The organism is Streptomyces sp. NPDC056231, assembly GCF_048270745.1.
GTDB lineage: Bacteria > Actinomycetota > Actinomycetes > Streptomycetales > Streptomycetaceae > Streptomyces.
The window spans coordinates 159529-186007 of the sequence record NZ_JBLVKW010000006.1; the positions used below are offsets into that span (position 1 = coordinate 159529).

Annotated in this window: 27 protein-coding genes and 1 pseudogene; 20 read left to right on the forward strand and 8 right to left on the reverse strand. The window is 70.4% G+C overall.

What is annotated here, in order from left to right:
- Window positions 1-151 precede the first annotated feature (151 nt).
- The 3 genes from ACNPQM_RS08185 to ACNPQM_RS08195 are packed head-to-tail and all read right to left on the reverse strand — an operon-like array spanning window position 152 to window position 1016.
- Window positions 152-340, reverse strand: a complete 189-nt coding sequence (locus tag ACNPQM_RS08185; RefSeq protein ID WP_418083464.1) for a helix-turn-helix domain-containing protein — start codon at window positions 338-340, stop codon at window positions 152-154.
- The gene (locus tag ACNPQM_RS08190; protein WP_418083465.1) at window positions 337-849 is read right to left on the reverse strand and encodes a hypothetical protein; all 513 of its coding nucleotides are present in this window, start codon (window positions 847-849) and stop codon (window positions 337-339) included. Before ACNPQM_RS08190 ends, ACNPQM_RS08185 begins: the two co-directional genes overlap by 4 nt.
- On the reverse strand, window positions 849-1016 hold the full coding sequence (locus ACNPQM_RS08195; protein WP_358857019.1) for a hypothetical protein: 168 nt from the start codon (window positions 1014-1016) through the stop codon (window positions 849-851). Before ACNPQM_RS08195 ends, ACNPQM_RS08190 begins: the two co-directional genes overlap by 1 nt.
- A 479-nt stretch (window positions 1017-1495) precedes the next feature.
- On the opposite strand from ACNPQM_RS08195, the gene ACNPQM_RS08200 reads away from it, so the two are divergent.
- The 3 genes and pseudogenes from ACNPQM_RS08200 to ACNPQM_RS08210 all read left to right on the forward strand — a co-directional run.
- Window positions 1496-1855, forward strand: coding sequence for a helix-turn-helix domain-containing protein (locus tag ACNPQM_RS08200; RefSeq protein WP_418083494.1), 360 nt, complete (start codon window positions 1496-1498; stop codon window positions 1853-1855).
- Between the two features lie 41 nt (window positions 1856-1896).
- Window positions 1897-2319 carry a hypothetical protein gene (locus ACNPQM_RS08205; protein WP_418083466.1) on the forward strand — a complete coding sequence of 141 codons (423 nt, stop codon included), beginning with the start codon at window positions 1897-1899 and terminating at the stop codon, window positions 2317-2319.
- Between the two features lie 416 nt (window positions 2320-2735).
- Window positions 2736-2870 (forward strand): annotated as a pseudogene (locus ACNPQM_RS08210) (heat-shock protein HspR); the annotation flags it as partial.
- Between the two features lie 66 nt (window positions 2871-2936).
- On the opposite strand, the gene ACNPQM_RS08215 reads toward ACNPQM_RS08210, so the two are convergent.
- Window positions 2937-4955 carry a fibronectin type III domain-containing protein gene (locus ACNPQM_RS08215; protein WP_418083467.1) on the reverse strand — a complete coding sequence of 673 codons (2019 nt, stop codon included), beginning with the start codon at window positions 4953-4955 and terminating at the stop codon, window positions 2937-2939.
- A 267-nt stretch (window positions 4956-5222) separates the two neighbouring features.
- Window positions 5223-6287 (reverse strand): helix-turn-helix transcriptional regulator, encoded by a 1065-nt coding sequence (locus ACNPQM_RS08220; RefSeq protein ID WP_418083468.1) that lies wholly within the window; start codon window positions 6285-6287, stop codon window positions 5223-5225.
- Between the two features lie 127 nt (window positions 6288-6414).
- On the opposite strand from ACNPQM_RS08220, the gene ACNPQM_RS08225 reads away from it, so the two are divergent.
- Window positions 6415-6735, forward strand: coding sequence for a hypothetical protein (locus ACNPQM_RS08225; RefSeq protein ID WP_418083469.1), 321 nt, complete (start codon window positions 6415-6417; stop codon window positions 6733-6735).
- Window positions 6732-7052: a (2Fe-2S)-binding protein gene (locus ACNPQM_RS08230; protein ID WP_358857025.1), complete on the forward strand. Its 321-nt coding sequence runs from the start codon at window positions 6732-6734 to the stop codon at window positions 7050-7052. The genes ACNPQM_RS08225 and ACNPQM_RS08230 overlap by 4 nt, the downstream gene beginning before the upstream one ends.
- 268 nt (window positions 7053-7320) lie before the next feature.
- Here ACNPQM_RS08230 and ACNPQM_RS08235 read toward each other — a convergent pair whose 3' ends face one another.
- The gene (locus ACNPQM_RS08235) at window positions 7321-7743 is read right to left on the reverse strand and encodes a pyridoxamine 5'-phosphate oxidase family protein (RefSeq protein WP_418083470.1); all 423 of its coding nucleotides are present in this window, start codon (window positions 7741-7743) and stop codon (window positions 7321-7323) included.
- A 225-nt stretch (window positions 7744-7968) separates the two neighbouring features.
- Between ACNPQM_RS08235 and clpB the strand changes: the two genes are divergently transcribed.
- On the forward strand, window positions 7969-10566 hold the full coding sequence (clpB, locus tag ACNPQM_RS08240; protein WP_418083471.1) for an ATP-dependent chaperone ClpB: 2598 nt from the start codon (window positions 7969-7971) through the stop codon (window positions 10564-10566).
- Window positions 10567-10581: 15 nt separating this feature from the next.
- Here clpB and ACNPQM_RS08245 read toward each other — a convergent pair whose 3' ends face one another.
- Window positions 10582-11043, reverse strand: coding sequence for a hypothetical protein (locus ACNPQM_RS08245; RefSeq protein ID WP_418083472.1), 462 nt, complete (start codon window positions 11041-11043; stop codon window positions 10582-10584).
- A 145-nt stretch (window positions 11044-11188) separates the two neighbouring features.
- Between ACNPQM_RS08245 and ACNPQM_RS08250 the strand changes: the two genes are divergently transcribed.
- Window positions 11189-11746: a YbjN domain-containing protein gene (locus tag ACNPQM_RS08250; RefSeq protein WP_358857029.1), complete on the forward strand. Its 558-nt coding sequence runs from the start codon at window positions 11189-11191 to the stop codon at window positions 11744-11746.
- A 188-nt stretch (window positions 11747-11934) separates the two neighbouring features.
- Here ACNPQM_RS08250 and ACNPQM_RS08255 read toward each other — a convergent pair whose 3' ends face one another.
- Entirely contained in the window at window positions 11935-13113 is a 1179-nt protein-coding gene (locus ACNPQM_RS08255) for a pyridoxal phosphate-dependent aminotransferase (protein WP_358857030.1), read from the reverse strand.
- 139 nt (window positions 13114-13252) lie between these two features.
- On the opposite strand from ACNPQM_RS08255, the gene ACNPQM_RS08260 reads away from it, so the two are divergent.
- The 13 genes from ACNPQM_RS08260 (at window position 13253) to ACNPQM_RS08320 (ending at window position 26385) form a co-directional block, all read left to right on the forward strand.
- Complete coding sequence (locus tag ACNPQM_RS08260) at window positions 13253-13633, forward strand: hypothetical protein (RefSeq protein WP_418083473.1); 381 nt, start codon at window positions 13253-13255, stop codon at window positions 13631-13633.
- 304 nt (window positions 13634-13937) lie between these two features.
- Complete coding sequence (locus ACNPQM_RS08265; protein WP_358857031.1) at window positions 13938-14459, forward strand: DUF2617 family protein; 522 nt, start codon at window positions 13938-13940, stop codon at window positions 14457-14459.
- Window positions 14460-14543: 84 nt separating this feature from the next.
- Complete coding sequence (locus ACNPQM_RS08270) at window positions 14544-16154, forward strand: polyamine aminopropyltransferase (protein WP_358857032.1); 1611 nt, start codon at window positions 14544-14546, stop codon at window positions 16152-16154.
- 120 nt (window positions 16155-16274) lie between these two features.
- Window positions 16275-17180, forward strand: a complete 906-nt coding sequence (locus tag ACNPQM_RS08275) for an SRPBCC domain-containing protein (RefSeq protein ID WP_418083474.1) — start codon at window positions 16275-16277, stop codon at window positions 17178-17180.
- 21 nt (window positions 17181-17201) lie between these two features.
- Entirely contained in the window at window positions 17202-18002 is an 801-nt protein-coding gene (locus tag ACNPQM_RS08280; RefSeq protein ID WP_358857034.1) for an aldose 1-epimerase, read from the forward strand.
- Window positions 18003-18105: 103 nt separating this feature from the next.
- Complete coding sequence (gene pyrE / locus ACNPQM_RS08285) at window positions 18106-18645, forward strand: orotate phosphoribosyltransferase (protein WP_358857035.1); 540 nt, start codon at window positions 18106-18108, stop codon at window positions 18643-18645.
- A gap of 202 nt (window positions 18646-18847) precedes the next feature.
- A complete protein-coding gene (fbaA, locus tag ACNPQM_RS08290; RefSeq protein ID WP_358857036.1) occupies window positions 18848-19870 on the forward strand; it encodes a class II fructose-bisphosphate aldolase in 1023 nt (340 codons plus the stop codon).
- An 88-nt stretch (window positions 19871-19958) separates the two neighbouring features.
- Window positions 19959-21125, forward strand: a complete 1167-nt coding sequence (locus tag ACNPQM_RS08295) for a MalY/PatB family protein (protein WP_418083475.1) — start codon at window positions 19959-19961, stop codon at window positions 21123-21125.
- Between the two features lie 88 nt (window positions 21126-21213).
- Complete coding sequence (locus ACNPQM_RS08300; protein WP_358857038.1) at window positions 21214-22731, forward strand: MFS transporter; 1518 nt, start codon at window positions 21214-21216, stop codon at window positions 22729-22731.
- Between the two features lie 56 nt (window positions 22732-22787).
- A complete protein-coding gene (locus ACNPQM_RS08305) occupies window positions 22788-23201 on the forward strand; it encodes a DUF3151 domain-containing protein (protein ID WP_418083476.1) in 414 nt (137 codons plus the stop codon).
- Between the two features lie 143 nt (window positions 23202-23344).
- Window positions 23345-24193, forward strand: coding sequence for a tryptophan 2,3-dioxygenase family protein (locus ACNPQM_RS08310; RefSeq protein WP_358857040.1), 849 nt, complete (start codon window positions 23345-23347; stop codon window positions 24191-24193).
- A complete protein-coding gene (gene kynU / locus ACNPQM_RS08315) occupies window positions 24186-25400 on the forward strand; it encodes a kynureninase (protein ID WP_418083477.1) in 1215 nt (404 codons plus the stop codon). Before ACNPQM_RS08310 ends, kynU begins: the two co-directional genes overlap by 8 nt.
- A gap of 109 nt (window positions 25401-25509) precedes the next feature.
- Complete coding sequence (locus tag ACNPQM_RS08320) at window positions 25510-26385, forward strand: alpha/beta hydrolase (protein WP_418083478.1); 876 nt, start codon at window positions 25510-25512, stop codon at window positions 26383-26385.
- Window positions 26386-26479 lie beyond the last annotated feature (94 nt).

Below are 26479 nucleotides of genomic sequence, written 5' to 3' on the forward strand. Positions count from 1 at the left end.
GCCCCTGGGAGGGGGCGCAGCTCTGCCGCTGCTTCAAGTGTGATCGAGGATGCCGGTATCTGCAACTCGCCTCATCTAGAGGGGAGTTCACGTTCGGACGCAACGCGAGAGGGTCCCACCGGCATCCGGTGGGACCCTCTCCTTGCCCGTCTCAGCTGCTCGTACTCCTGCGGTGCACAGCCCGTTCCGCCGCGAACACGTCCTCCAGCCGGTACAGCAGACGTCCTCCCTGCCGCCCCGCCGCTGCGAGGTGCCCGAGCTGGACCCATTTGCGGATCGTTGCGGGCGACACGTCCACCTCGGCCGCGGCGAGGTCTCCCGATATGAGGGTCGCGCTCATGAGGCGGTCTCCCCGTCCTCCAGCGTGTGGCGGCAGGCCGGGTTCACGCACATCACGGTCGCCCGTTCCGGGAACGCCCGCAGCGATACGGAGTCGCAGGCGGGACACCGGCCGGCGACTCGGACCAGCTGCTCGGGGTCGCCGAGCACCCGTGCGCAGCGCCGGGCCATTCTCCGGGTCTCGGCCTCCACATGTGCGGCCAGGTCCGCATCGTGTCCGATGTGCTCCAGAAGGCCGGCGAGACGCCGGAGCCGTACGGGTACGGGCGCGGCGACGACGGGGCGCAGGCCGAGCCGTTCCCGTACGGCCTCCTCCAACTCCACGACCCCGTCGGTGATGTCGCGGATGGCGTCGGACACGTAGATCCGCACTGGCGCGACCGTGCCGCCGGTGGGCGCGCTGCCTCGTCGTTCGCGCAGAGCGTGTCCGGTGCCGGGAGTGAGCTCCTCAAGAAGTTCGGGAAAGCGTCGCACCAGCGAGGCGATCCACGTTGCGCCGCCGCTGCTCATCAAGCACCCCGCCCCACTTCGCGGCCGTTGCGCCAGAGGCGCCCGCCGCAGACGCCGTCGAACCAGGTGTGCGTGGGGTCGACGACGGCCTCGCACTCCTTCCGTATCCCGCAGTGATTGCAGGCGCGCAATACCGGTTCGGCTTCGGAGAGGTTCTTGGTGAACACGGAGTGCCGTGGGAGATGTGCGCAGGCAGCCGCTCTGCGCCAGTCGAGCTCATCGCCCGAATTGTTCGTACGCGAGTAACCCAAGGTCAAGGTGGTTGAGAACACTGTCATTGGTGCAGGCACGTGCAACCCCTCCCGCATATGGGAACATGTGTTCGAAAATTGCGAACGCGTGATCAGGGTTGCATGGTGCGTGCGCGTGCGCAAGCGACTACGGTCTGTCGGGGGCGGCCGTGCTACGGCGCAACTCCCTTCCGGAAGAGGCCCATTGACATCATTTTTACAACTACGCGCGAGTACGCACACCTGTTGATGCGTGCGCGATCGGTACGCTCTCTTCGCGACGAGGGGAGAGCGGAACCATGGGATCAAGCTCACGGATAGGTGCAAGTGCCCGCAACGATCAGGAATTTCGCGCCGAGGGGAGCAGGAACCGCACGGGCGGACTTGAGGAGTTCGCAGGCTGGGTGGAAGGACTGATGCGCCGCCAGGGATACGACATCGACAGCCCGCGTGGTGGCGGCAAGTCGAAGCTCGCCGACGATGCGGGGGTGCATCGGGCCGCCGTCAGCCGGTTGCTGCAGCGGCAGAGCATGCCCGATCTGGAGACAATGCGACGCCTGGCAGGGGTACTTGACGTGCCGCTGCGGGACATGTTGATCAGGTCCGGCCGACTGTCGGAGGACGACCTGCCGCTTGCTGCGAAGCAACAGACGGATCCGGCGGGGGACTCCCCACGGCTGAGTCCGGAGGAGGCGGCACGGAGAATGGGGGTGCCCCCTGAGCTCCGGGAGACGTTTGTGAAGGTCGCGACGCAGTTCCTTCCGGGAGGCCATTAGGGGACCAGTGGCCCGTGGTTGGGGCGTGAGGGAGGGCGTGAATGGAGAACGAGGGGGACGGTGCGACTGATTCGTCCGAACAGGGCAGTGTGGCCGACATGTTGGGCGCCTTATTGATCGAACTCGGTCGCAAGGTCCGGCAGGCGGGTGTCGAGGGCGTTCACATCCTTACCGACGAGGAGGTCGAGCGTGACCAGGTGCGTTGGTATCGCACAGGGTGGGCCGAACACGCCCGCGCGACCGATCCACAGCGTCCGGAGGCGACAGGGCACCCCGACTCGGAGGACTTCCCTGCGGCTCAGGGCCGCCTGATCCCCTTTCCGGATCAGGTGAGCGAGGGCCCTCCGGCGGGCCAGGGCCCGCAACCGCTGCCGATCGTGAGTGCCGGCGATGCGAACGTACGCGAACTGATGCCGCATCGCCCCCGATCGCGGTCGGTGAGGGAGCGGGGCGACGACGGCTGAGGGAAGCTGATCCGGTCACGTGTCCCTCGATGAGGAGGAGGCGGGCGATGCTGCGCTGTACGGCGGTGGCGGGGGCGCCGGGGAGACCCGGTGCAGGTTCTCGGAGAATTTTTCAGGATCTGGCCACCGTCGTGGCCAGAGAATTCAGCCTGCCCGAAGATCCTGAATTCCCGACTTGATGCGCTTCAGCGACTTTGTGGCAGCCTCTCGCTGCTCTCCTATTTCCTTCAGCCTGGCCGTCCTCCTGGCCTATCTGCTCTATACCGGAGTGGTGCCGTGCGACTTTTCGCTGTGCGAGGGAATCGGTGGCGAGGCGGGCTGAACCGGATGAGCCTGCCGCTTTCAGGAGAAGAAGGCGGCGATGTCCGCGGGACTCGGGTTGTCCGGGCCCGCACTCGGTCGGCCAGTTCACGGTGGTGGACGGTGCCGCGGCGGCGATGCAGCAGCGCGAGGCGCAGGTGCGTGCGTCGTACCGGCGCGATCTGGTGCCGTACACGGATGTGCAGCAGGCGAGGGCGCCGGTGGTGTGGCGGCCGAAGCGCGACGGCTGACGCCGTAGCACGTACGAAGGGGCCGGGAGGTGTGTACCTCCCGGCCCCTTCGCGCATGCCGTGCCGTTACGCCGTGGGCGCCAGTGCGGCCCAGTCCGTGGCAGGGACGGACTCCGTGCCGTCGGCGTGGACGGCCGTCACGCGATAGAAGTACGTGCTGCCCGCAGGAACGGCCGCGTCCGTGAAGGCCGTGGTGCCGGCCGGCAGCGGCGCGTCGGTGAGCTCGACGTACGTATCGGATGCCCGGTCCCAGCGGTGGACCCGGAAGCCGGTGATGTCATCGCACCCGGTGGCGCACGTCCAGGACAGTGCCACGCCGGGGCCCGGAGCCGCCGCCGCGGCGGTCAGCTCGAGCGGTGAGCCGTCCGGGGTCTCGACGGTGGGAGCCAGGTCGGGCTCGGTCGCCGTCACATAGCCGCCCGGGACGGTCTGGTAGGGGAGTTTGTTGCCCCACTCATCGACCGCCACGACGAAGAACGCCCAGGTGTCGCCGTCCGGCAGGCCCTGGTACAGGAACTGCGAGGTGTCCGGGCCCAGGTACTCGATGGTGCTGACCATGATCACGGTGTCTTCGCCGTCCTGGATCAGCTCACCGCGGTAGAGCTCGTAGCGCTTGAGGTCGGGCTCGGGGCTGTCGTTCCAGTCCACCTTGATGCCGTACTCGGTGGCGGTCGCGGTGAGGCCGGTGACGGCGGCGGGCGGGGTCGAGTCGCCGGGGACGGTGAAGGCGACCTCGTTGGAGGGCGCCGACTGCACGCCGTCCATGTTCACCTGCGTGACGACGTAGTGGTAGGTGACGCCGCGCTGGAGGCCGCTGCTGTCCGTGCAGGCGGTCGCCGAATAGTTCGTGCTGCACGAGCTGATGGGCGTGCCGGACGTGGACACCGGCGAGGTGGTGGAGCGGTACACCCGGACGCCCGTGCCGCTGCCGCTCGGCCGGGTCCACGCCAGCTTCACGCCGTAGTCGCCGACGGGCGTGGCCGTGAGCCCGGTGGGCGCGCCCGGCAACCGGTGGTCGCCGCGCGTGATCCCGACGGACGAGGCGGTGGACACGTTGCCGTACCCGTCGAGCGCCCTCACGAAGTAGGTGTAACGGGTTTTGTCCTTCGCCGTGGTGTCGGTGAACGATGCGGTGGTGGGGGTGCCGAGGGTGTCCCAGCTGAGGATGTCCCCCTCCTGCCGCGTGACGGCGTACCGGGTGGCCCCGGCGGACGGCGTCCAGGTGAGCGCGACGCCCTTGGCGGTGTCGGCCGCCTTCAGGCCGGCCGGCGCGGCGGGATCGGGCAGATCGGTGGTGACGACGTACTTGGCACCGCCCAGGGCCGACTCGTTGCCCGCCTTGTCGACGGCCGCCACGGCGTAGGAGTAGGCCTGTCCGTCCGCCAGCGGGACGTCCGTGAAGGAGGTGCCGGTCACCAGGGCGCTTCCGCTGACGGTCCGCCAGGTGCACTGCGTCGAACAGCGCTTGACCCGGTACCCGGCGATGTCCATTTCCTTGTTGCGGGACCAGGTGACGGTGGGCCGGTAGGTCGTGGTCGAGTACGCCGTCTTCCCCCCGGTGGGGGCGAGGGGCTTGACCTTGTCGACGCCGGCGGTGGTGCGGGGGGCGTACGCGAACTTGACGTTGGCGTAGCCGGTGAAGGCGACGAAGTCGACGCGGATGGTGTGGCGGCCCTTGGGGACGGTGAGGTTGAGCGTCTTGTTCTGGGTGGTGGAGACGTTCTTCCACACGTCGATCTTGCGGACGCCGTCCAGGTACACCCGGATGCCGTCACGGACGGCGGCGGTGAAGGTGAAGGGGCCGCCGGAGCCGAAGTCGCGGGTGGTCTGCCAGCGGACGGTGAAGTTGTCCTTGGGCAGGGTGACGCCCGCTGGGTCACCCGTGCCGTAGTTCTCGTTGATCGAGGTGTCGCACGTCGTCAGTTTGGGCGTGCCGTAGAACCTGGTGTTGGGGTAGTAAGTGGCCTTCCACACGCCGTCCGCGCAGGTGGTGGCGGCATGCACGGTGGAGGGCAGGGCAAGTCCGGCGACGGCCGCGCCCACGGCGGCGGCCGTCGCGCAGGCAGCACGGAAACGCTGAGGCATGTGTATTCGGGATTGCTCTCGGTCCGGTGGGGCGTGGGGGAGCACCAGGGATGTGGGGGGAGCGCCGGGCGTGATGATCGCACGCTTGAGCGTTTGCTGTCAGCCCGGTTTCACCGGTGACCTGCCCCAGGTCACCGGCGGGACACCACAGCTCACCGGCCGGTCGGCTGCCACCGGGCGAGGGCCCGTGCGGCGCAGGAGGTGGGGCCGCCGGTGGGGGCGGCGGCGAGCGGGTGCGTTCGAGGGCCCGGGATGCCGGCGTGTCGTTCAGGCGTCCTGGTGGGGCGTCCCGGAAGACGTCATGTCGAGATCCCGGGTTCCGTCGTCCGGGGCGTCCAGTATTCCGGACTGGGCTATCAGGTAGCCGAGTTGGGCGCGGCTGTTGCTGCCGAGGGTGGAGGAGAGCTTGGCGACATGCGCACGGCAGGTACGGACATTCATGCCGAGACGGCGGGCTATTGCCTCGTCGACGTACCCCTCGACCAACAGCGTGGCTATGGCGCGCTGGACGCCGGTGATGCCGTCGCGTGCCGGGTTGTACGGGGCCGCTTCGTTCAACGGAACCGCCCGGTGCCAGAATTGCTCGAACACCTTCGTCAGGTACGCGACCAGCCCGGGGTGCCTCAGTTCGAGGGCGATAGGGGGAGTGTCCCGGACCGGGATGAAGGCGACGGTGTCGTCGCAGATGATGAGACGCTCGATGAGCTCTTCGAGCGTACGGATCTCCATTCTGGCGCCGGCCATCAGTTCCACGTACGCGAAAGTGCTTTGGCTGTGCCTGACTGTGTGCTGGTAGAGGGTGCGGACGCTGATACCGGAATCTATGAGCGGCTTGCTGCGGGTCAGGGCTTCGCTGAGGACTTCCTCGCTGCGTCCGCCTCCGGGCTGGATGGTCAGTACCTCGGTCCGGCTCTCGGCGATGGCCAGGTCGAGCGCAGCGTTGATCCGGTCGATGCCTTCCAGCACCGTGATCGCATGCGTGGGCGCCGGACTCTGGGCACTGATGGCCATGAATGGTTCAAAGGCCTCAGTCAGTTCCACGGACGTCCGTCTGCGGTCCTGGATCTCACGTTCCAGCGGGTGGAGCCGCTGCGCCAGGGCAGCGGAGGGCGGAACCGGGCGGAGCCACGAGGCGTCGTCCGGGTCGGGAAGCAAGAGCCCGAACTCGATGAGGCAGGGTGCGGGTCCCATCTCGGCGCGAGCGATGCGTCCGACGCTCAGTGCGCTGGCGTACAGCCGTGCCCCCTCCGTGCACAGGTCCGTGACCGCGTGAGTATGTGTCGGTTTAGTGCTGTTTGTAGGCAAATCTCCACCCCCCAGGGTCCTGAACATGCAGGAACATGATGCATCGCTCCTGTGGCATTGACGTGCCTGAATGAGCCATCGTCTTGTTGGGCGGGGGAGAGGAACCCATCAAGTGAGGACGAAGCCGACTATGTACAAGCGAATGCTTCGCTCAGTGCTTGTCACTGTGTTTGGCGCTGCTGCGCTGCTGCTCGTGGCGAATGTCTCTCCCCCGGACGTCGGTTGGGGCAGCGTGCAGGCAGGCGCTGTCACCGACCTCCGCCAAGCCGATGTCGGTTGGGGCAGTGTGCAGGCAGGCGCTGTCACCGACCTCCGCCAAGCCGATGTCGGTTGGGGCAGTGTGCAGGCAGGCGCTGTCACCGACCTCCGCCGAGCCGATGTCGGTTGGGGCTTCGCGCAGACGGGCGCCGTCGCCGACCTCCAGCCGGGCGATGTCGGCTGGGGCAGCTCTCCGCTGAATGTGGCGGAGGCGTGACCATCCCGCCGGACGACCGGGTCTTCCGGCGGGAGATGGCCTCGGCCTATCGCTCAGGGTGGCACTTCATCGATCTGCTCACGGCACTCCCCCGCCATGGCGATTCGTTGATGGTCACCCTGCTCGGAGAGCCTGTCGTCGTCGTCCTCGAGGACGACGACGAGGTCCGTGCCTACCGGTGCCTGCGGCGTCCCCGCGGGGCACCGCAGCCCGTCCGGTGTGCGATCCGGTACGGAATGATCTTCGTCAATCTTGATCAGCGTGACCACCAGCTGATCGAACCACAAACCATTTCCGCCACCCCCCGAAGTGCCTGAGCGATCCCCCGTCGTTCCATGTCGCTCGGACACTCCCCCACACAGCGGCGCCATCGTGACCTGAATACGGTGGCGCCGCTGTGCTGCCCGGGGGCGGATGGCGGGGTGCTGCCGGGGCTCACGGTCTCCCCCGCGACAGGGAGTGGGCTCGCGACGCCCCGCGACTGCGCTTGCGGTGTTGTCGTCGGTCACCGACTCCCTCCTCCGCCCTGCCGTCGAAGCCGGATGACGCCGCTCGCCGATCCACTTCCTGTCGTGGGGGAGGCCGTCAAGCCGTGCGGACCGGTGCGCCCCGGCCCAGCGCCCGTTCGAGGGCGATCTCGATGACCACCCGGTTCGGGTTGGGTGCCGGCGTGCGCCCGTAGCGCTCCGCGTAGCGGAGCACCGCGTCGTCGACCACATCCTGCTCCGTACGGACCGTCGCGCGGCCTTCCAGCGTCGCCCAGCGCCCCCGGTCCACCTGGCAGACCGCCACCCGTGCCCCGTCCGGGCCGGCGGCCAGGACGTTGGCGACCTTTCTGCTGCTCTTGTTGGTGATGATGCGGGCGAGTCCGGCCTCGGGGTCGTACGTCACGCCGACCGGCACCACGTGCGGGCTGCCGTCAGGGCGCTGGGTGGTCAGCGTGCACACGTGGTGCTCGCGCCAGAAGGCGAGGTACTCGGGGCTGGGGTTGCGTACGTCTACGGCCATGGGCAAAGGGTAGGCATCCGCGGTCCCGTGCCCCGATGCGGTGCGGTGGCGGAGCAGCGGTCCGGCCGGTTCACTCGGTCGGGAGCCCCGTTCCGCTCCGGTTTCCGGGCGTGGGCCGTGTGGCGTGGGAGCGATCGCACCTTGAGTGGAATAGACTCAACTTTGTGGACGTTGATCTGGTCATAGTTGTGACAGGCCAGTCACCGCAAGGAGGAGAGAGCGCACGTGGACGCCGAGCTGACCAACAGGAGCCGGGACGCCATCAACGCGGCCACCAGCAGGGCCGTGAAGGACGGACACCCCGATCTGACCCCTGGGCATCTGCTGCTCGCCCTGCTCCAGGGCGAGGACAACGAGAACATCATCGACCTGCTGGCCGCCGTCGAGGCCGACCAGGCCGCCGTGCGCAGCGAGACCGAGCGGCTGCTCGCGTCGCTGCCCAGCGTCACCGGGTCGACCGTCGCCCCGCCGCAGCCCAACCGTGAGCTGCTCGCCGTCATCTCCGACGCCGCGCAGCGCGCCAAGGAGCTGGGCGACGACTACCTCTCCACCGAGCATCTGATGATCGGCATCGCGGCCGAGGGCGGCCGTGCCGGTGAGATCCTCACCAGGCAGGGCGCCGGCGCGAAGAAGCTGCTGGACGCATTCGAGAAGAGCAGGGGAGGGCGCCGGGTGACCACCCCCGACCCGGAGGGCCAGTACAAGGCCCTGGAGAAGTTCGGCACCGACTTCACGGCCGCCGCGCGCGAGGGCAAGCTCGACCCCGTCATCGGGCGTGACCAGGAGATCCGGCGCGTCGTGCAGGTCCTGTCGCGGCGTACGAAGAACAACCCCGTGCTCATCGGCGAGCCCGGCGTCGGCAAGACCGCCGTCGTCGAGGGGCTCGCCCAGCGCATCGTCAAGGGCGATGTGCCGGAGAGCCTGCGGAACAAGCGGCTCGTCTCGCTGGACCTGGGAGCCATGGTCGCGGGCGCCAAGTACCGCGGGGAGTTCGAGGAGCGTCTGAAGACCGTCCTCTCCGAGATCAAGGAGAGCGACGGGCAGATCATCACGTTCATCGACGAGCTCCACACCGTCGTGGGCGCGGGCGCCGGCGGGGACTCCGCCATGGACGCGGGCAACATGCTCAAGCCGATGCTGGCCCGCGGCGAGCTGCGGATGGTGGGTGCGACGACGCTCGACGAGTACCGCGAGCGGATCGAGAAGGACCCCGCCCTGGAGCGCCGCTTCCAGCAGGTCCTGGTCGCCGAGCCGACCGTGGAGGACACCATCGCGATCCTCCGCGGCCTCAAGGGCCGTTACGAGGCGCACCACAAGGTGCAGATCGCGGACTCCGCGCTGGTCGCCGCCGCGACCCTGTCCGACCGCTACATCACCTCCCGCTTCCTCCCCGACAAGGCGATCGACCTGGTCGACGAGGCGGCGTCCCGGCTGCGCATGGAGATCGACTCCTCGCCCGTCGAGATCGACGAACTGCAGCGCGCCGTCGACCGCCTCCGGATGGAGGAGCTGGCGCTGAAGAACGAGACCGACGCCGGTTCCGTCCAGCGCCTGGAGAAGCTCCGTCGCGACCTCGCCGACAAGGAGGAGGAGCTGCGTGGTCTCACCGCCCGCTGGGAGAAGGAGAAGCAGGGCCTCAACCGCGTCGGTGAGCTGAAGGAGCGCCTCGACGATCTGCGCGGACAGGCCGAGCGTGCCCAGCGCGACGGCGACTTCGACACCGCCTCCAAGCTGCTGTACGGGGAGATCCCGGGCCTTGAACGGGAGCTCGCCGAGGCCGACGAGGCCGAGCAGGAGGCCGCCAAGGACACGATGGTCAAGGACGAGGTCGGCCCGGACGACATCGCCGATGTGGTCGGCGCCTGGACCGGCATCCCGGCCGGACGCCTGCTGGAGGGCGAGACCCAGAAGCTCCTGCGCATGGAGGAGGAGCTGGGCCGGCGGCTGATCGGCCAGACCGAGGCCGTGCAGGCGGTGTCGGACGCGGTACGCCGCACCAGGGCCGGTATCGCCGACCCGGACCGGCCCACCGGATCGTTCCTCTTCCTCGGCCCGACGGGTGTCGGCAAGACCGAACTGGCGAAGGCCCTCGCGGACTTCCTCTTCGACGACGAGCGGGCCATGGTCCGCATCGACATGAGCGAGTACAGCGAGAAGCACAGCGTCGCCCGGCTCGTCGGCGCGCCGCCCGGCTATGTCGGTTACGAGGAGGGCGGCCAGCTCACGGAGGCGGTCCGCCGCCGCCCGTACAGCGTTGTCCTGCTGGACGAGGTGGAGAAGGCCCACCCCGAGGTCTTCGACATCCTGCTGCAGGTCCTCGACGACGGCCGGCTCACCGACGGCCAGGGGCGGACGGTGGACTTCCGCAACACCATCCTGATCCTGACGTCGAACCTGGGCAGCCAGTTCCTGGTCGACCCGCTGACCAAGCCGGAGGCGAAGAAGGAGCGGGTCCTGGAGGTCGTGCGCGCGTCCTTCAAGCCGGAGTTCCTCAACCGGCTCGACGACCTGGTGGTCTTCTCCGCCCTCTCCGGCGACGAGCTCGCGCACATCGCCGGGCTCCAGATCGACCGGCTCGCGAAGCGGCTGGCCGACCGGCGTCTCACCCTCGACGTCACCCCGGCCGCCCTGGCCTGGCTGGCGAAGGAGGGCAACGACCCGGCGTACGGGGCACGGCCGCTGCGCCGCCTGATCCAGACGGCGATCGGCGACCGGCTCGCGAAGGAGATCCTCGCGGGCGAGGTCACGGACGGGGACACCGTGCGGGTGGACACGTTCGGGGACGGCGAGGAGAGCGGTCTGATCGTGGGGGCCGCCCGGTAACGGACCGGGTGGTTCTCAGACGTCGAAAGGCTCGAAGCGTACGAGGGCGGTGCCGCCGCCCTCGTACACGACCGACACCTCGGCCGCGACCGCCTGGCTCGGCCGCTGGTCGCCGAACTCGATGTGCGCGCAGGTGTCGACCTTGTCGGCGCAGAACTCCGGGTCGAGCTCGGTGCCGGGGAACTCCGATTCCAGCCAGTTGTCCAGCTCCTTACGGGTGATCCGGAAGCGGACGTCGTACTCGGTGTCCAGCCAGGCGCGCCTCTTGCACTGCCGGTCGCGCGCCCCGGCCGGCAGCGGGACCCCGGTGAATTCCATCGCCTCGGCGCAGGGGACCTTCGAAACGGTCCCGAGAGGATCGTCGCTCGTCAGGAAGCCGATGACGGACCACCCGATCCAGGCGACGACGAGCGCGGGCAGTGCCAGGAGCACCCAGGGGGAGCGGAAACGGGCGGCCCAGTTGCGTGTTCCGTCCATGACATCCCCTCGCGCGGAGCCTCCCGGGTCCCCTCCCCGGCAGGCGGGATCATGTCAGCCGACAGCTGATCGGACCAGTCGGGGGTTGCCATTCCCCGGCTGCGATGGGAGAGGATGGCGCCAACCGTACGAAGGGAAATTCACGGTGAGCATCGACCCGTCCTCGATTCCGAATTTCGGGGGCCAGCCCGAACCGCAGGCGGCAGGACCGGAGGGCCCCGTCGTCCCTGACCAGGACCTCGTCAAGCAGCTTCTCGACCAGATGGAGCTGAAGTACGTCGTCGACGACGAGGGTGACCTCGCGGCGCCGTGGGAGGACTTCCGCACGTACTTCATGTTCCGTGGCGAGGCCGAGCAGCAGGTCTTCTCGGTGCGTACGTTCTACGACCGCCCGCACCCCGCCGACCAGCGCCCGGTCCTCCTCGACGCGATCGACGACTGGAACCGCCGCACCCTGTGGCCCAAGGTCTACACCCACACCCACGAGGCCGAGGAGGGCGCCGAGGACACCGAGGCCGCGGTCCGTCTGATCGGTGAGGCGCAGATGCTCATCGGTACGGGCGTCAGCCTGGAGCACTTCGTCTCGTCGACGGTCAGCTGGGTGCGGGCCTCGATCGAGTTCGACAAGTGGCTGCGGGAGCGTCTGGGTCTGGAGCCGGCCGACAAGGAGTCGGGCGACGGCTCGGACGCGCCGAGCGCCTGAGCGCACAGCCGTTCACAGCGCCGACGGGACGGCGTCAGCAGATACGTCCCGTCGGCGAACGAGAGCCCGGCCGGGGCGGCGGTCACCACGACCGCCGTCCTCGGCCGGGCTTTTTGCCAGGGCGTGCGCCGGCGGCAGCGGGAAGCGCGGCTCGGACCCGAAGAGGCCGGAGCCGGACGGGCCGTTGCTCAGAGCCCCTTGAGTCGCGCGACGGCCTCGCGCAGCACGTCCTCCCGCTTGCAAAAGGCGAACCGGACCTTGCTGCGGCCTGCCTCCTGACGGTCGTAGAACACCGCGTTGGGGATGGCGACGACTCCGCACCGCTCGGGCAGCGCGCGGCAGAACGCGAATCCGTCGGTCTCGCCGCCGAGCGGACGGATGTCGGTGGTGACGAAGTACGTCCCGGCGGGCCGGTAGACCTCGAACCCGGCCTCGGTCAGCCCGGCGCTCAGCAGATCCCGCTTGGCCCGCAGATCCGCGCGCAGCCCGTCGAAGTAGCTGTCGGGCAGGCGCAGCGCCTCGGCGACCGCGTACTGGAACGGGCCCGCGGAGACGTAGGTCAGGAACTGCTTCGCCGAGCGGACCGCCGCCACCAGCTCCGGGGCCGCGGTCACCCAGCCGACCTTCCACCCGGTGAAGGAGAAGGTCTTGCCCGCGGAGCCGATGGTCACGGTTCGCTCGCGCATGCCCGGGAAGCCCGCGATCGGCAGGTGGGTGCCCTCGAAGACCAGATGCTCGTACACCTCGTCGGTGACGACGAGGAGGTCCCGCTCACAGGCGAGTGCGGCGATCGCCGCCAGCTCCTCGCGGGTCAGGACGGTGCCGGTCGGATTGTGCGGGGTGTTGAGGAGGATCAGCCGGGTGCGGGAGGTGACGGCGGCGCGCAGCTCGTCGAGGTCGAGCCGGTACGTACCGCTGTCCGCGTCCGGGTGCAGGGTGACCGGGACGCGGGTGCCGCCCGCCATGGCGATGCACGCGGCGTAGGAGTCGTAGTACGGCTCCAGGGCGATGACCTCGTCGCCGGGTTCCACCAGGGCGAGCAGGGCGGCGGCGATGGCCTCGGTGGCACCCGCCGTGACGAGGACCTCGGAGTCGGGGTCGTACGCGAGTCCGTACCTGCGCTGCTGGTGGTCGGCGATCGCGGTGCGCAGTTCCGGGACGCCAGGGCCCGGCGGGTACTGGTTGCCGTGCCCGGCGCGCAGCGCGCGGACCGCGGCCTCCCGGATCTCTTCGGGGCCGTCGGTGTCGGGGAAGCCCTGGCCGAGGTTGATGGAGCCGGTCCGTACAGCCAGCGCCGACATCTCCGCGAAGATCGTCGTGCCGAACTCGGCGAGGCGGCGGTTGAGCAGCGGTCGTCCCTGTGTCATGCCCGCCATCCTGGGCCGAAGCTCTGGAGTTGCTCAAGTCCGCTTTGGCTCCGCGGGGCCGAGGGCATCCCCCCATTCACGCGAGAAGCGGTGTGAAGCGGGGGGCCTCGCTTCGGGGGACGGAAGGGACGTGAGGTCGATGAGGATTTCTCCTGATGTGCTGATCGGGGTCGTGGCCGTCGGGTTTGTGGTGCTGCTGCTGGCGGTGGCGGCCAACCGGAGACCGGGCCGGGTGCGCAGCAGGCGGCGCCGCGCGGGCGGTGGCTCGGGCAGTGGTGCGGCCGCCGGTGGCGGCTGGTGGGCGGGCGGCGAGGGCGGTGGCTCGTCCTGCGGCAGCGGTGGCTCGTCCTGCGGCAGCGGCGGCCACTCCGGCGGCCACTCCGGCGGCCACTCCGGCGGCCACTCCGGTGGGCACTCCGGCGGTCACTCGTGCGGCGGGGGCTCCTCGTGCGGCGGCGGTTCTTCGTGCGGTGGCGGTTCTTCGTGCGGCGGCGGTGGCGGATGCGGCGGAGGCAGCTGACACGGGGCAGCTGGTCCGCGTGATGAAGGTGCCCGGCGGGCGAACTCCCGCCGGGCACCTTTTTGTTGGGCCGCACAGTGCGTGTGCGGTGAACAGTTGAACCGTGGGGCCCCCGAGGGGATGGAAACCACGTCAAGTTGGGCAAAAACGCTGTGGACGCTGCGTACTTCGTGATTCCCTCGTTGGAGAGAACATCCAGCCCTCGGACCCCAGTTGGACCTGATCGGGCGTTCCCCACCTCCACGTGCGTCGTTACGGGGCGTCCCCTGTCCATGTGTCCATGCGTGTTTTGCGGAGCCGACCCATGCTCACGACCCTCCAGACGGCCTATTCCGACACCCGTGCTGCCGACCTGGCCTGGGCGCTGGGGCGTGAACCGCTCCCAGCCCTGGCCGTGCTCGACCTCGAGCTCGACGGGGCCCAACTGCAGCTGCGTCTGCTCGGCGCCTCCCACCAGGTGCTTCTCGAAGAGGGCGGCGGGACCTGTTCCGAAACGGTCGCCTGCATCCCCGGCAGCTCCACACCGCTGCCGCTCGGCGTCGCCAAGCGACTCGGTGACTGGGAGTACGAATTCGCGGCGCGCGTCGAGACGCTCTCCGCGGGCTCCTTCGCCGGGCGTGCGCAGGAGCTCCTCGCGCTGGTGACCGACCATCCGCACGGCCTCGCAGGTACGTTCCCCGGCAGCCCGCACGCCTTCACCGCCATGCTCGCGCAGCGGTCGGAGGGCCAGGTCAGGTGGCGCACCTGGCACGCGTACCCGCAGGAGGGGCAGTTGGTGGTGACCCGCACCCGGGTGGGAGTGCGGATGCCGGTGACGGCGCGCTGAATCGCCTCAACTCGGCTGCGTGCGCGGTACTTGCACCCTTGTGGGTGACAGGCGGCGACGGCAGCGTGACGTAGCGTTCGCATCATGATCGACCAGCAGGTGCAGGTGTCGTTGCGAGGGGGTGCGCCGCGGCTTCCCGTACGACCGCGGACCGGTCGGTTCCTCGTGCTGGCCACAGTTTTCGTCTGCGCCGCGTGCGGGCTGGTCTACGAACTCGAACTGGTTGCCCTCGCGGCCTACTTGACCGGCGATTCCGTCACCCAGACATCCGTCGTGCTCTCCGTGATGGTCTTCGCGATGGGGGTCGGCTCGCTGCTCGCGAAACGTTTACGCAGCCATGCCGCCGTGGGTTTCGGGCTGATCGAGGCGGGTCTCGCGCTGATCGGCGGCTGCTCGGCGCTCGTGCTCTACGCGTCGTTCGCGTGGATGGGGGAGTCACGTTTCGCGCTGGTCGCGTTCTCGCTCGCCATGGGGATCCTGATCGGTGCGGAGATCCCGCTGCTGATGACGATGATCCAGCGCGTCGACCGGCAGGACGCGGGCGGGGCGGTCGCGGATCTGTTCGCCGCCGACTACGTGGGTGCGCTGGTCGGCGGGCTGGCGTTCCCCTTCTTCCTGCTGCCGGACCTCGGCCAGCTCACCGGGGCGCTGCTCACCGGCACGGTCAACGCGGCGGCGGGCGGGACGCTGGTGCTGTGGGTGTTCCGGCGGGACCTGACCCGGCGGTCCCGGTGGCTGCTGATCGTCGCCAACGTGACGGTGATCGCTCTGCTGGCCGCCGCCACGGTGCTCGTCGACGACTTCGAGCGGGTGGCCCGGCGCGCGGTGTACGGGGACCAGGTGCGGGTCGCCGTGCAGACCGACGTGCAGGAGGTCGTCCTCACCGGGGCCGGTCGCGGCTCCCTGGACCTTTTCCTGGACGGGCGGCTGCGGGTCAGCGCCCGTGACGAGTACCGGTACCACGAGGCGCTGGTTCATCCGGCGATGAACGGGCGCCATGCCCGGGTGCTGATCCTGGGTGGCGGCGACGGCCTGGCCGCCCGCGAGGTGCTGCGCTACCCGGACGTGCGGAGCGTCACGGTCGTCGAGCTCGACCGCGGCGTCACCCGACTGGCCCGTACCGACCCCGCGCTCTCCGCGCTGAACGCGCACGCGTACCGCGACCCGCGGCTGACCGCCGTCGCCGCGGACGCGTTCACCTGGCTGCGGGAGGCGTCGCACGGCGGCTACGACGTGGTGATCTCCGACCTGCCGGACCCCGGGATCACGGCGAGCACGAAGCTGTACTCGGCGGAGTTCTACGGCCTGGTCACCGAAGCTCTCGCGCCGGGCGGACGGCTGGTGGTACACGCGGGCCCGCCCGTCGTCCGGCCCCGGACGTTCTGGACGGTCGAGGCGTCCATGAGGGCGGCCGGCCTGCTGACCCGCCCGTACCGCGTCAGCGGGCGTCTGTCCGGCTTCGCGGCGGGCCCGGACCGCACGACGGGCGCTGCGCAGGGCCGCCCCGACTGGGGCTTCGTCCTCGCCCGCCCGGGTGTGAGACCACCGGCCCTTCACCTGCCGCCGCGTCCGCCGAAACTCCGGTTCCTCACAGCAGGGGTACTGGCGCGGGCGGCCCGGTACGCGGAGAGCCGACGGCTGCGGGGTCAGGCGCCGTCGACGCTCGTGCATCCGCGGTACTGGGAGGAGCCGTGAGGGCGCGCGGGGGCACGTCCGGTCCCGGTGACCGGACGTGTGTCGCCCCGGGGGAGATCCCGGCTCTTCCGGGTGCGGAAGCGCTGACGGGGCGGCCGTGCCTGAGTAGGCTCGGTTTCCATGGAGCATGAGGTGTTCGTTCCGGTTCCGGTCCCGTCCCTGCTGCGGACGCTGCGCGACCCCGACCGTGTCGCACGCTGCGTGCCGGGCCTCCAGCAGGACGCCGACGTGTCCGCGGGCCCGCTGGCCGGCCGGCTCAAGGTCCGGATCGGCGGCCACACGATCACGTACCGCGGCACGCTGACCCCGACCGCGCTGCCGGACGGGGCAGGAGTTTCCGTCACCGGTGAGGGCGTGGAGGCGCGGGGCACCGGCTCGGCGAAGCTCGGCCTGACGATCCGCCTGACGGAGACGGACGGCGGTACGACGATCGGGTTCACGGGCACGGCGGGCGGCGAGGGCCGCATCGTGGAGCTGGAACCGGACGCGGCGCTGGCGGCGGCGTACCGGCTGCTGGACCGCTTCACGCAGCAGCTGGTGACCGAGACACTGGCGACCCACGACGCGGGCGCCGAGCCGGAGGAGGCGGCGCCCGACGGAGTGCCTGCCGCCTCCGCACCGTCCGACGAGGGACCGTCCGGCGAATCGCCGTCCGAGGAGGCACCCTCCGCCGAGGCGCCGTCCGACGGCACGTCCCCTGCCGAGGCGCCCTCCGACCGGACGCCCCCCGGCACCGGCTCGGTCTTCGAGGCGCCGGTGCCGCCGTCCTCGCTGGAAGCCTCCCCGGACATGGGGTTCTCCGTCCCCGACGGCCCGCCTGCCGAGGCCGCGCACGCACGCCGGACCATGATCGGGCGCAGCGCCGAGGAGGTCGATCACGCGCCGCCGCGCGGCCGGTACGCCCCCGTGCCGTCGCCCGAGTCGACCACTGCGGGCGCCACCCTGCGCTGGGTGGCCCCGGCGGCCGCACTCGCGCTCGCCTCCGCGGTCGTCGTCGGCCGGGCGCTGCGGCGGCGGCGGAGGTAGCGTCGCCAGTAATGTCGTCGTGTGAGCAGGAGCGAGAAGAACGTCCGGCTGTCCGTCGGCGATACCGAGTTGACCGTGGACCCCGCCAACGGCTGCCGCATCAGCAGCCTCCGGATCGGGGGCACCGAACTGCTGCGGCAGGGGGAGCGGTACGGCTGTTTCCCCATGGTGCCGTGGTGCGGGCGGACCGAGAACGGCCGGTTCCACAACGGCGATGTGCCTCATCAGCTGCCGCTGAACTCCCCGCCGCACGCCATTCACGGCACTGGCCGTGACACTGCGTGGCTCACGGCGAAGGAGGGTGGGGCCGAGGCGGCGTTCTACTACGACCTGGCCGAGCCGTGGCCGTACCCGGGCCGGGTCACCCAGACCTTCGAACTGGCCGAGGACTCGCTCACGCTCGCGTTCGGCATCGAGACGTACGGGGACTCGTTCCCCGCACAGGCCGGCTGGCACCCCTGGTTCCTGCGCAACCTCGGAACCGGCGGTGACGACGTGCAGATCGGCTTCGATGCCGCCTGGCAGGAGGAGCGGGGCGAGAACCATCTGCCGACCGGCCGCCGGATCCCGCCGCTGCCCGGCCCGTGGGACGACTGCTTCGGGATGCCCGATGGGGTCGACGTGACGCTCACCTGGCCGCAGCAACTGGAACTGAAGGTGAGGAGCCGGACCGAGTGGGTCGTCGTCTACGACGAGCAGGATGAGGCGGTCTGCGTGGAACCGCAGTCGGGTCCGCCGAACGGACTGAACACCACGCCGCGCTATGTCACCCCGATCGACCCGCTGGAGATCGCGGCGACCTGGAGCTGGCGCAGGCTCTGAGGCGGGCGGCCTTACGGCTTCCCCCACGACGGGGAGTGGATCACCGAGCGGCGTCGCCGGGCGCCCCCATGTGCGGGTCGGTGGCCGGTCTAAGCTCGTAGCCATGACTGACGTACACGCTGACCTGCTCCAGCAGATCAAGGACAAGGCCGTGGTGCACGGCAAGGTGACCCTTTCCTCGGGTCTCGAGGCCGACTGGTACATCGACCTGCGCCGCATCACGCTGGACGGCGAGGCTGCTCCGATGGTCGGTCAGGTCATGCTGGACGCGACCGCTGAGCTCGACTACGACTGCGTGGGCGGGCTGACCCTGGGCGCCGACCCGGTCGCCACGTCGATGCTGCACGCTGCCGCCGCGCGCGGGGAGCGGATGGACGCGTTCGTCGTCCGCAAGGCGCAGAAGGCGCACGGGATGCAGCGCCGGATCGAGGGCACGGACGTGAAGGGCCGCCGATGCCTGGTCGTCGAGGACACCTCGACGACGGGCGGTTCGCCGCTGACGGCTGTGGAGGCGGTACGCGAGGCCGGTGGCGAGGTCGTCGCCGTCGCCACGATCGTGGAGCGGGGTGCGGCTCCGGCCATCGCCGAGGCAGGTCTCCCGTATGTCCACGCCTACACGGTGTCGGACCTCGGCCTGGCCTGACCTGCGGCTTTCTTCGAGGGCGGACGGTTTCACGTGAAACCGTCCGCCCTCGGCGTATGCCTCCTGCGACCCCGGCCCGAACGTTGGGGGAGTCCGCCAGGTGGAGCCCGAGCGAGAGTCTGGGAAGATGGGGGCGACGATGACGTCGCCCCCAGGTCAGGGAACCAGCAACGCACACCCGCACATCCCAAGGAGCGGTCAGATGCCCATCGCAACCCCCGAGGTCTACGCCGAGATGCTCGACCGGGCGAAGGCCGGCAAGTTCGCCTACCCGGCCATCAATGTGACGTCGACCCAGACCCTGCACGCTGCACTGCGCGGCTTCGCGGAGGCGGAGAGCGACGGCATCGTCCAGATCTCCACCGGTGGGGCGGAGTTCCTGGGCGGCCAGCACAACAAGGACATGGTCACGGGCGCCGTTGCCCTCGCCGAGTTCGCGCACGTCGTCGCCGCCAAGTACGACATCTCGGTCGCGCTGCACACCGACCACTGCCCCAAGGACAAGCTGGACGGCTACGTACGTCCGCTGCTCGACATCTCTGCCGAGCGCGTCGCCAAGGGCCTGAACCCGCTGTTCCAGTCCCACATGTGGGACGGTTCGGCCGAGACCCTCGCCGACAACCTGGCCATCGGCCAGGAGCTGCTGGCCAAGGCCGCCGCCGCCAAGATCATTCTTGAGGTCGAGATCACTCCGACCGGTGGCGAGGAGGACGGCGTCACGCACGAGATCAACGACGAGCTGTACACCACCGTCGACGACGCGCTGCGTACCGCCGAGGCGCTCGGTCTGGGCGAGAAGGGCCGCTACCTGCTGGCCGCGTCCTTCGGCAACGTGCACGGCGTCTACAAGCCGGGCAACGTCGTGCTCCGTCCCGAGCTGCTGAAGGACCTTCAGGAGGGCGTCGGCGCCAAGTACGGCAAGTCGTCGCCGTTCGATTTCGTCTTCCACGGCGGCTCCGGCTCCACCGAGCAGGAGATCACCACCGCGCTGGAGAACGGCGTCGTGAAGATGAACCTCGACACCGACACCCAGTACGCCTTCACCCGCCCGATCGTGGACCACGTGTTCCGCAACTACGACGGCGTGCTGAAGGTCGACGGCGAGGTCGGCAACAAGAAGGTCTACGACCCGCGCAGCTGGGGCAAGTCCGCCGAGGCAGGCATGGCCAAGCGCGTCACGGAGGCCTGCGCCAACCTGCGGTCCACCGGCACGAAGCTGAAGTAGCAGCAGGCACGAACAGCGGCCGTGGGCCCGGTACTCCCTGGGGGTGCCGGGCCCATGGCACGTCCGCGAACGAGCAGAAGGAGCACTGGTGGAGGCGAGCGCACGCTATGACTTCGACACCGTCGTCGACCGCAGGGGCACCTGGTGTGTCCAGTGGGACGGAGTCGCCGACCGGTTCGGGGTCGACGGGCTCCTCCCGTTCACCATCTCCGACATGGACTTCGAGACCGCCCCGGAGGTGCTGACCGCGCTGCGGACCCGCCTCGACCACGGCGTCCTCGGCTACACCAGCTGGCAGCAGGACGACTTCCGGTCGGCGATAGCGCACTGGTACGGGACCCGGTACGGCACCGAGCTGGACACCGGCCGGCTGGTCTACGCCCCGTCGGTGCTCAGCCAGCTCTCGCAGCTTCTCCAGATGTGGACGGCCGAGGGCGACGGCGTCGTCGTCCACACCCCCACGTACGACGGTTTCCGCAAGGCGATCACCGGTCTCGGCCGGGAGCTTCGAGGCGTGCCGGTGGGCGACACGGAGGAGCTGGAGCGGGAGCTGGCGCGCCCCGACGCGAAGGTGCTGGTGCTGTGCTCGCCGCACAACCCGACCGGCCGGGTGTGGACGGAGCCGGAGCTCGTCGAGACGGCGGCGCTGGCGGCGCGCCACGGGGTCGCGGTGATCAGCGACGAGATCCACGCGGACTTCGTGCACGAGGGCCATCGGCATGTGCCGTGGGCGCGCGTGGCGGACGCGGGCGGGGGCCGCTGGGCGGTGATCTCGTCCGCCTCGAAGTCCTTCAACTTCCCGGCTTTGACCGGCTCGTACGGCATCATCGGCGACCCGGCGGACCGGACGGAGTTCCTGCGCCGCATGGAGACGGCAGAGGGGCTCGCTTCCCCGGCGGTCCTGTCGCTGACCGCGCACATAGCCGCGTACCGGGAGGGCGGGGAGTGGCTGGACGCGGTCCGGGCGTACGTCCGTGACAACCTGGCACGGGTCGCGGAACGCCTGAACACGGCCTTCCCCGAGCTGTCCTGGGAACCGCCGCAGGCCGGCTATCTGGCGTGGATCGACCTGCGCCCGCTGGGTGTGGACGACGAGGCGCTGCAGCGGGCGCTGATCGAACGCGAGAAGGTCGCGATCATGCCGGGAGCGGTGTACGGCGCGGAGGGCTTCCTGCGTCTGAACGTGGGGTGCCCGCGCAGCAAGGTGGAGGCGGGTGTCGAGGCGCTGATCAGGGCGCTGAAGGCGGTGCGCTGATCCCGGCGGGGCGGGCGCGAGGCGCCCCCGTCCGGCAGGTGCCCGTCCTGGACTGGCCACCTCCCGCCGGACCGGGGATGCTGCTCGCATGGGCGAGACACCCGCCGGTCAGATCCGTGCCGCCTCCGCACCCGGGCGCTGGGTCGTTCTGACCACCGTCCTCGGGTCCGCCATGGCCATGCTCGACTCCACCGTCGTCAACGTCGCCCTGCCCCGTATCGGCAAGGCCCTCGGTACCGACCTCGCCGCTCTCCAGTGGACCGTCACCGCCTACATGCTGACCCTTGCCGGGCTGATCCTGCTCGGTGGGGCGCTCGGGGACCGGTACGGGCGGCGGCGGGTGTTCGTCACGGGAGTGGTGTGGTTCGCTTCCGCCTCACTGCTGTGCGGCGTCGCGCCGAATGCTGCGGTGCTGATTGCGGCCCGGGCCCTTCAGGGGGTGGGCGGGGCGTTGCTCACGCCCGGGTCTCTGGCGCTGATCCAGGCCAGTTTCCATCCGGACGATCGGGCACGCGCGGTCGGGCTGTGGTCCGGCTTCGGTGGGGTGGGGGCCGCGATCGGGCCGTTCGTCGGGGGATGGCTCGTCGACGGGCCGGGATGGCGGTGGGTGTTTCTGATCAATGTGCCGGTCGCCGCGATCTGTGCGCCGGTCGCGCTGCGGCACGTGCCGGAGTCGCGGGACCCGCACGCGCACGGGCGCTTCGATGTTCTGGGGGCCGTGCTCGGCGCGCTGGCTCTGGCCCTGGTGACATACGCGTTGATCGAGGCTCCCGGGCAGGGGGCGTCTGCCGCGGTGATCGGGGCGGCCGTGGGCGGAGTGCTGCTCGGAGTGGCGTTCGTGCAGGTGGAGCGGCGGCGGGAGAACCCCATGCTGCCGCCGTCGGTGTTCGAGTCCCGTCAGTTCACCGCCGTCAATGTCGTCACGCTCTGTGTGTACGCGGCGCTCGGCGGCTATTTCTTCCTCTCCGCCATTCAGCTCCAGGTCGTGGCCGGGTACTCCGCCCTCGGCGCCGGGACCGCCCTCCTTCCGAGCACGGTGCTGATGCTGCTCTTCTCCGCTTCGTCGGGAGAGCTGGGGCAGCGCATCGGCCCCCGTATCCCGCTCACCGTCGGGCCGCTGCTGGCCGCCGCCGGGATGCTGCTCATGCTGCGGGTGGGGCCCGGCGATGCCTCCGTCTCCGCGTACGTACAGCACGTGCTGCCTGCCGTCGCCGTGCTCGGCCTCGGCCTGGTCACCCTGGTGGCGCCGCTCACCGCGACCGTCCTCGCCTCCGTCGACACCGCGCGCGCCGGGCTGGCCAGCGGGATCAACAACGCCGCCGCCCGCGCCGCCGGGCTGATCGCCGTGGCCGCACTGCCGCTGCTCGCCGGTATGGGGCCGGAGGCGTACCGCGACGCCGGTGAGTTCGCCGCGACCTTCCGGCGGGCCATGCCGATGTGTGCCGGGCTCATGGTGCTGGGCTCGGTGATCGCCTGGGCGACCGTACGGACACCGCCCGCGGCCCGGAAGAGCAAGGCGCGTCCCGAATGCACCGTGCACTGCGGTGTCGCGGCACCTCCCCTGGAGCCCGCGCGGGACGAGAACGGGGACCCGGGCCGGGCCTGACCGCTCGACGGTGCCCGGCTACCCCCGACACGCATGTGCCAGGCACACTTGAAACCATGTCCATCCACGAGAACCTGCTCGGGGGGCCTTCCCCGACCCACCTGCCCGACGACCCGGAGCCGCGCGAGCTGCTCGCGAACGGCACCGCCCCCGCCGACGTCGCCGCGAAGTACCCGACCTCCTCACTGGCCTGGGCGCAGCTCGCCGACGAGGCGTTCGAGGGCGGCCGCGTCATCGAGTCGTACGCCTATGCCCGCACCGGCTACCACCGCGGGCTCGACGCGCTCCGCAGGGCCGGCTGGAAGGGCCACGGGCCCGTACCGTTCGAGCACGAGCCGAACCGCGGTTTCCTGCGCGCCCTGCACGCCCTGGCACGCGCCGCACAGGCGATCGGTGAGCAGGAGGAGTACGAGCGCTGCTCGGCGTTCCTCCGCGACTCGTCGCCGACCGCCGCCGAGATGCTGGGATAGCAGGCGCATACGCCCTGTTCACGGCCCCGCAGACGTATCGCGGTCTGCGGGGCTCCGTTTAGGATGCGGACAGGGGACCGGAGCTCCACCACCTCACGGAAGGGGCGGACCGCTACCCGGAAGCTCGTGTCGAGGAGACAGCAATGTCGACGATCCACCCCGACCCCGAAGCCACCGGTGCGGACACCCCGCACCTGGACTTCGCGGGAACGACTCCGTACGAGGACTATGTCCAGGCGGATGTCCTGACCCACCTTCAGCACCTCCGCTCCGACGATCCCGGCGAGATGGTCTTCCTGGTCACCACCCAGGTCATGGAGCTGTGGTTCACGGTCATCGTCCATGAGTGGGAGACCGCGGCACACGCCCTGCGCGAGGACCGGCTGACGGTCGCACGCGACGCGCTGAAGCGGTCGGTTCGGGAACTCGAGGCGCTCAACGCGTCCTGGACGCCGCTCGCCCAGCTCACCCCCGCCCAGTTCAACTCCTACCGTGGCGCACTCGGCGAGGGCTCCGGCTTCCAGTCGGCGATGTACCGGCGGATGGAGTTCCTGCTCGGCGACAAGTCCGCGTCCATGCTCGTACCGCACCGGGGTGCACCCCGCGTCCACGCCGAACTGGAGAAGGCGCTCGCCGAACCGGGTCTGTACGACGAGGTACTCGCCCTGCTCGCCCGGCGCGGCCACGCCGTACCGCAGGCCGTGCTCGGCCGGGACCTGACGCAGAAGTACGAGCCGTCCCCCGAGGTCGAGGCCGTCTGGGCGGAGATCTACGCCGATCCCGAGCGGCACGACGAGCTCGTCCGGCTCGGCGAGGCGCTCACCGACGTCGGTGAACTGGTGTGGCGCTGGCGCAACGACCACCTCATCGCCACCCGGCGCGCGATGGGTTCGAAGACCGGCACCGGCGGCTCCGCCGGGGTCGCGTGGCTGGAGAAACGCGCCACGAAGAATGTGTTCCCGGAGCTGTGGACGGCGCGCAGTCATGTCTGAGACCTTCGCCGCGCGGGCCGCGGCACTCGACGCCGCCGACGAGCTCGCCGATCTTCGGAAGCTGTTCACCCTCGACGACACCGTCTATCTGGACGGCAACTCGCTGGGGGCGCTGCCCCGGCACGTACCCGCCCGGATGCAGGAGGTCCTCACCCGCGAGTGGGGTGAGCTGCGCATCCGGTCCTGGGACGAGAGCGGCTGGTGGACCGCGCCCGAGCGGATCGGCGACCGGATCGCCCCGCTCGTCGGGGCCGCCGCCGGCCAGATCGTGGTGGGCGATTCGACGAGCGTGAACGTCTTCAAGGCAGTCGTTGCCGCGAGCAGGCTGGCGCCGGAGGGACGCGACGAGATCCTGGTCGACGCGACGACGTTTCCCACGGACGGCTACATCGCGGAGTCCGCCGCCCGGATGACTGGGCACCGGCTCGTCCCCGTCGCCCCGGCGGACGTGCCGGGTACGGTCGGTCCGCGTACCGCGGTCGTCCTGCTCAACCACGTCGACTTCCGCACCGGCCGGCTGCACGACCTGCCCGGTCTCACCGCCGCCGTGCACGCGGCGGGCGGGCTCGCGGTCTGGGACCTGTGCCACAGCGCGGGCGCGCTGCCGGTCGGACTCGACGAGCACGGGGTGGACCTGGCGGTCGGCTGCACGTACAAGTACCTCAACGGCGGGCCCGGTTCGCCCGCCTATCTGTACGTCGCCGAGCGGCACCAGGCGGCCTTCGACTCGCCGCTGCCGGGGTGGACCTCGCACGCCGACCCGTTCGCGATGGCGCCGGGCTACGCTCCGGCGGACGGTTCCGTGCGCGGCCGGGTCGGAACCCCCGACATCCTGTCCATGCTGGCGCTCGAAGCGGCGCTGGACGTGTGGGACGGGGTGCCGGTCGAGGCGGTACGGGCCAAGTCGCTGGCGCTGACGGACTTCTTCCTGGAGTGCGTCGGGGCGTATGTGCCGGAGGGCGTGGTCGTCCCGGTCACCCCGGGGGCGCACGGGGAGCGCGGCAGCCAGGTGTCGTTGCGGTGTGTGGACGCGGCGGTCGCCGAGCCTGCGATGCGTGCGCTCATCGCCCGGGGCGTGGTCGGGGATCTGCGGCGGCCGGATGTGCTGCGGTTCGGGTTCACGCCGTTGTACGTGGGGTTCGCGGATGTGGAGCGGGCTGCGCGGGTGCTGGGTGAGGTGATGAGCGGGCCGCTCGGCGGGGTGTGACGCCTGCCGCGTCCCCACGATCAATCCCCGTGGGGACGCGGTGTCCCGTGCTGATACCGTCCCCGCTGGTCAGGCCAGTTGGGCACCTCTGTCGGATGGTTGGAGCAGCATGTCGGATTCCGCCGCGCGTGATCGGGACGCAGTCGAGACCGAGTCGGCGTTCTCGCATCCGGCTGTCGCCGCCGACGCCACCGCCGCCTACGGCGACCACCCCGACCAGGTGATCGACTTCTACGCCCCGCGGGACGGGCGGGCCGGGGCACCCGTCGTGGTCCTCCTGCACGGCGGTGCGTGGCGGGCGCCGTACGACCGGCAGCATGTGTCGCCGCTCGCGGACTTCCTGGCCCGGCGCGGGTTCGCCGTCGCCAATGTCGAGTACCGGCGCGGCAGCGAGGTCCCGCAGCAGCGCGGTTCCGGCCCGGTCGCGGGCCGTTGGCCCGAGACGTTCGACGACGTCGCCGCGGCGATGGACGCGCTGCCCGCACTGCTGGCCCGTGAACTGCCGGAGGCCGATGCGCGGCGGATCGTCGTCACCGGCCACTCCGCGGGCGGTCACCTGGCGTTGTGGGCAGCGGCCCGGCACGTACTCCCGGAAGGGTCGCCGTGGCGGCTGCCCGCGGCGCCGCCGCTGCGCGGCGTTGTCGCCCTGGCGCCGATCGCCGACTTCGCCACGGCGGTGGAGCTGGATGTCTGCTCCGGTGCGGTGGGTCAACTGCTCGGAACGGAAGAGGACTTCGCGGCCAGGAGCACGTACACCGACCCGGCTGTGCTGCTGCCGACGGGAATTGCCACGGCGCTGGTGCAGGGACGCACCGACCTCACGGTGCCGCAGGCGGTCGCGGAGGCGTTCGTCGACGCGGCGGCGAAGGCCGGCGAGACGGTGGGGCTGACGCTGCTGGAGGATGTCGGGCACTTTCCGTTGATCGATCCGGCGGCGGATGCGTGTGCGGTGGTGGCGGAGGAGATTGCGCAGCTGGCGTGGTGACAGGCGGTCCCGGGGCCGTCCGTTGGCGGCGGCCTCGGCCGTGACCGGTCTACCCGGGCGGGTCCGAGTAGTCCTTGCGAGGGATGCCGCAGGA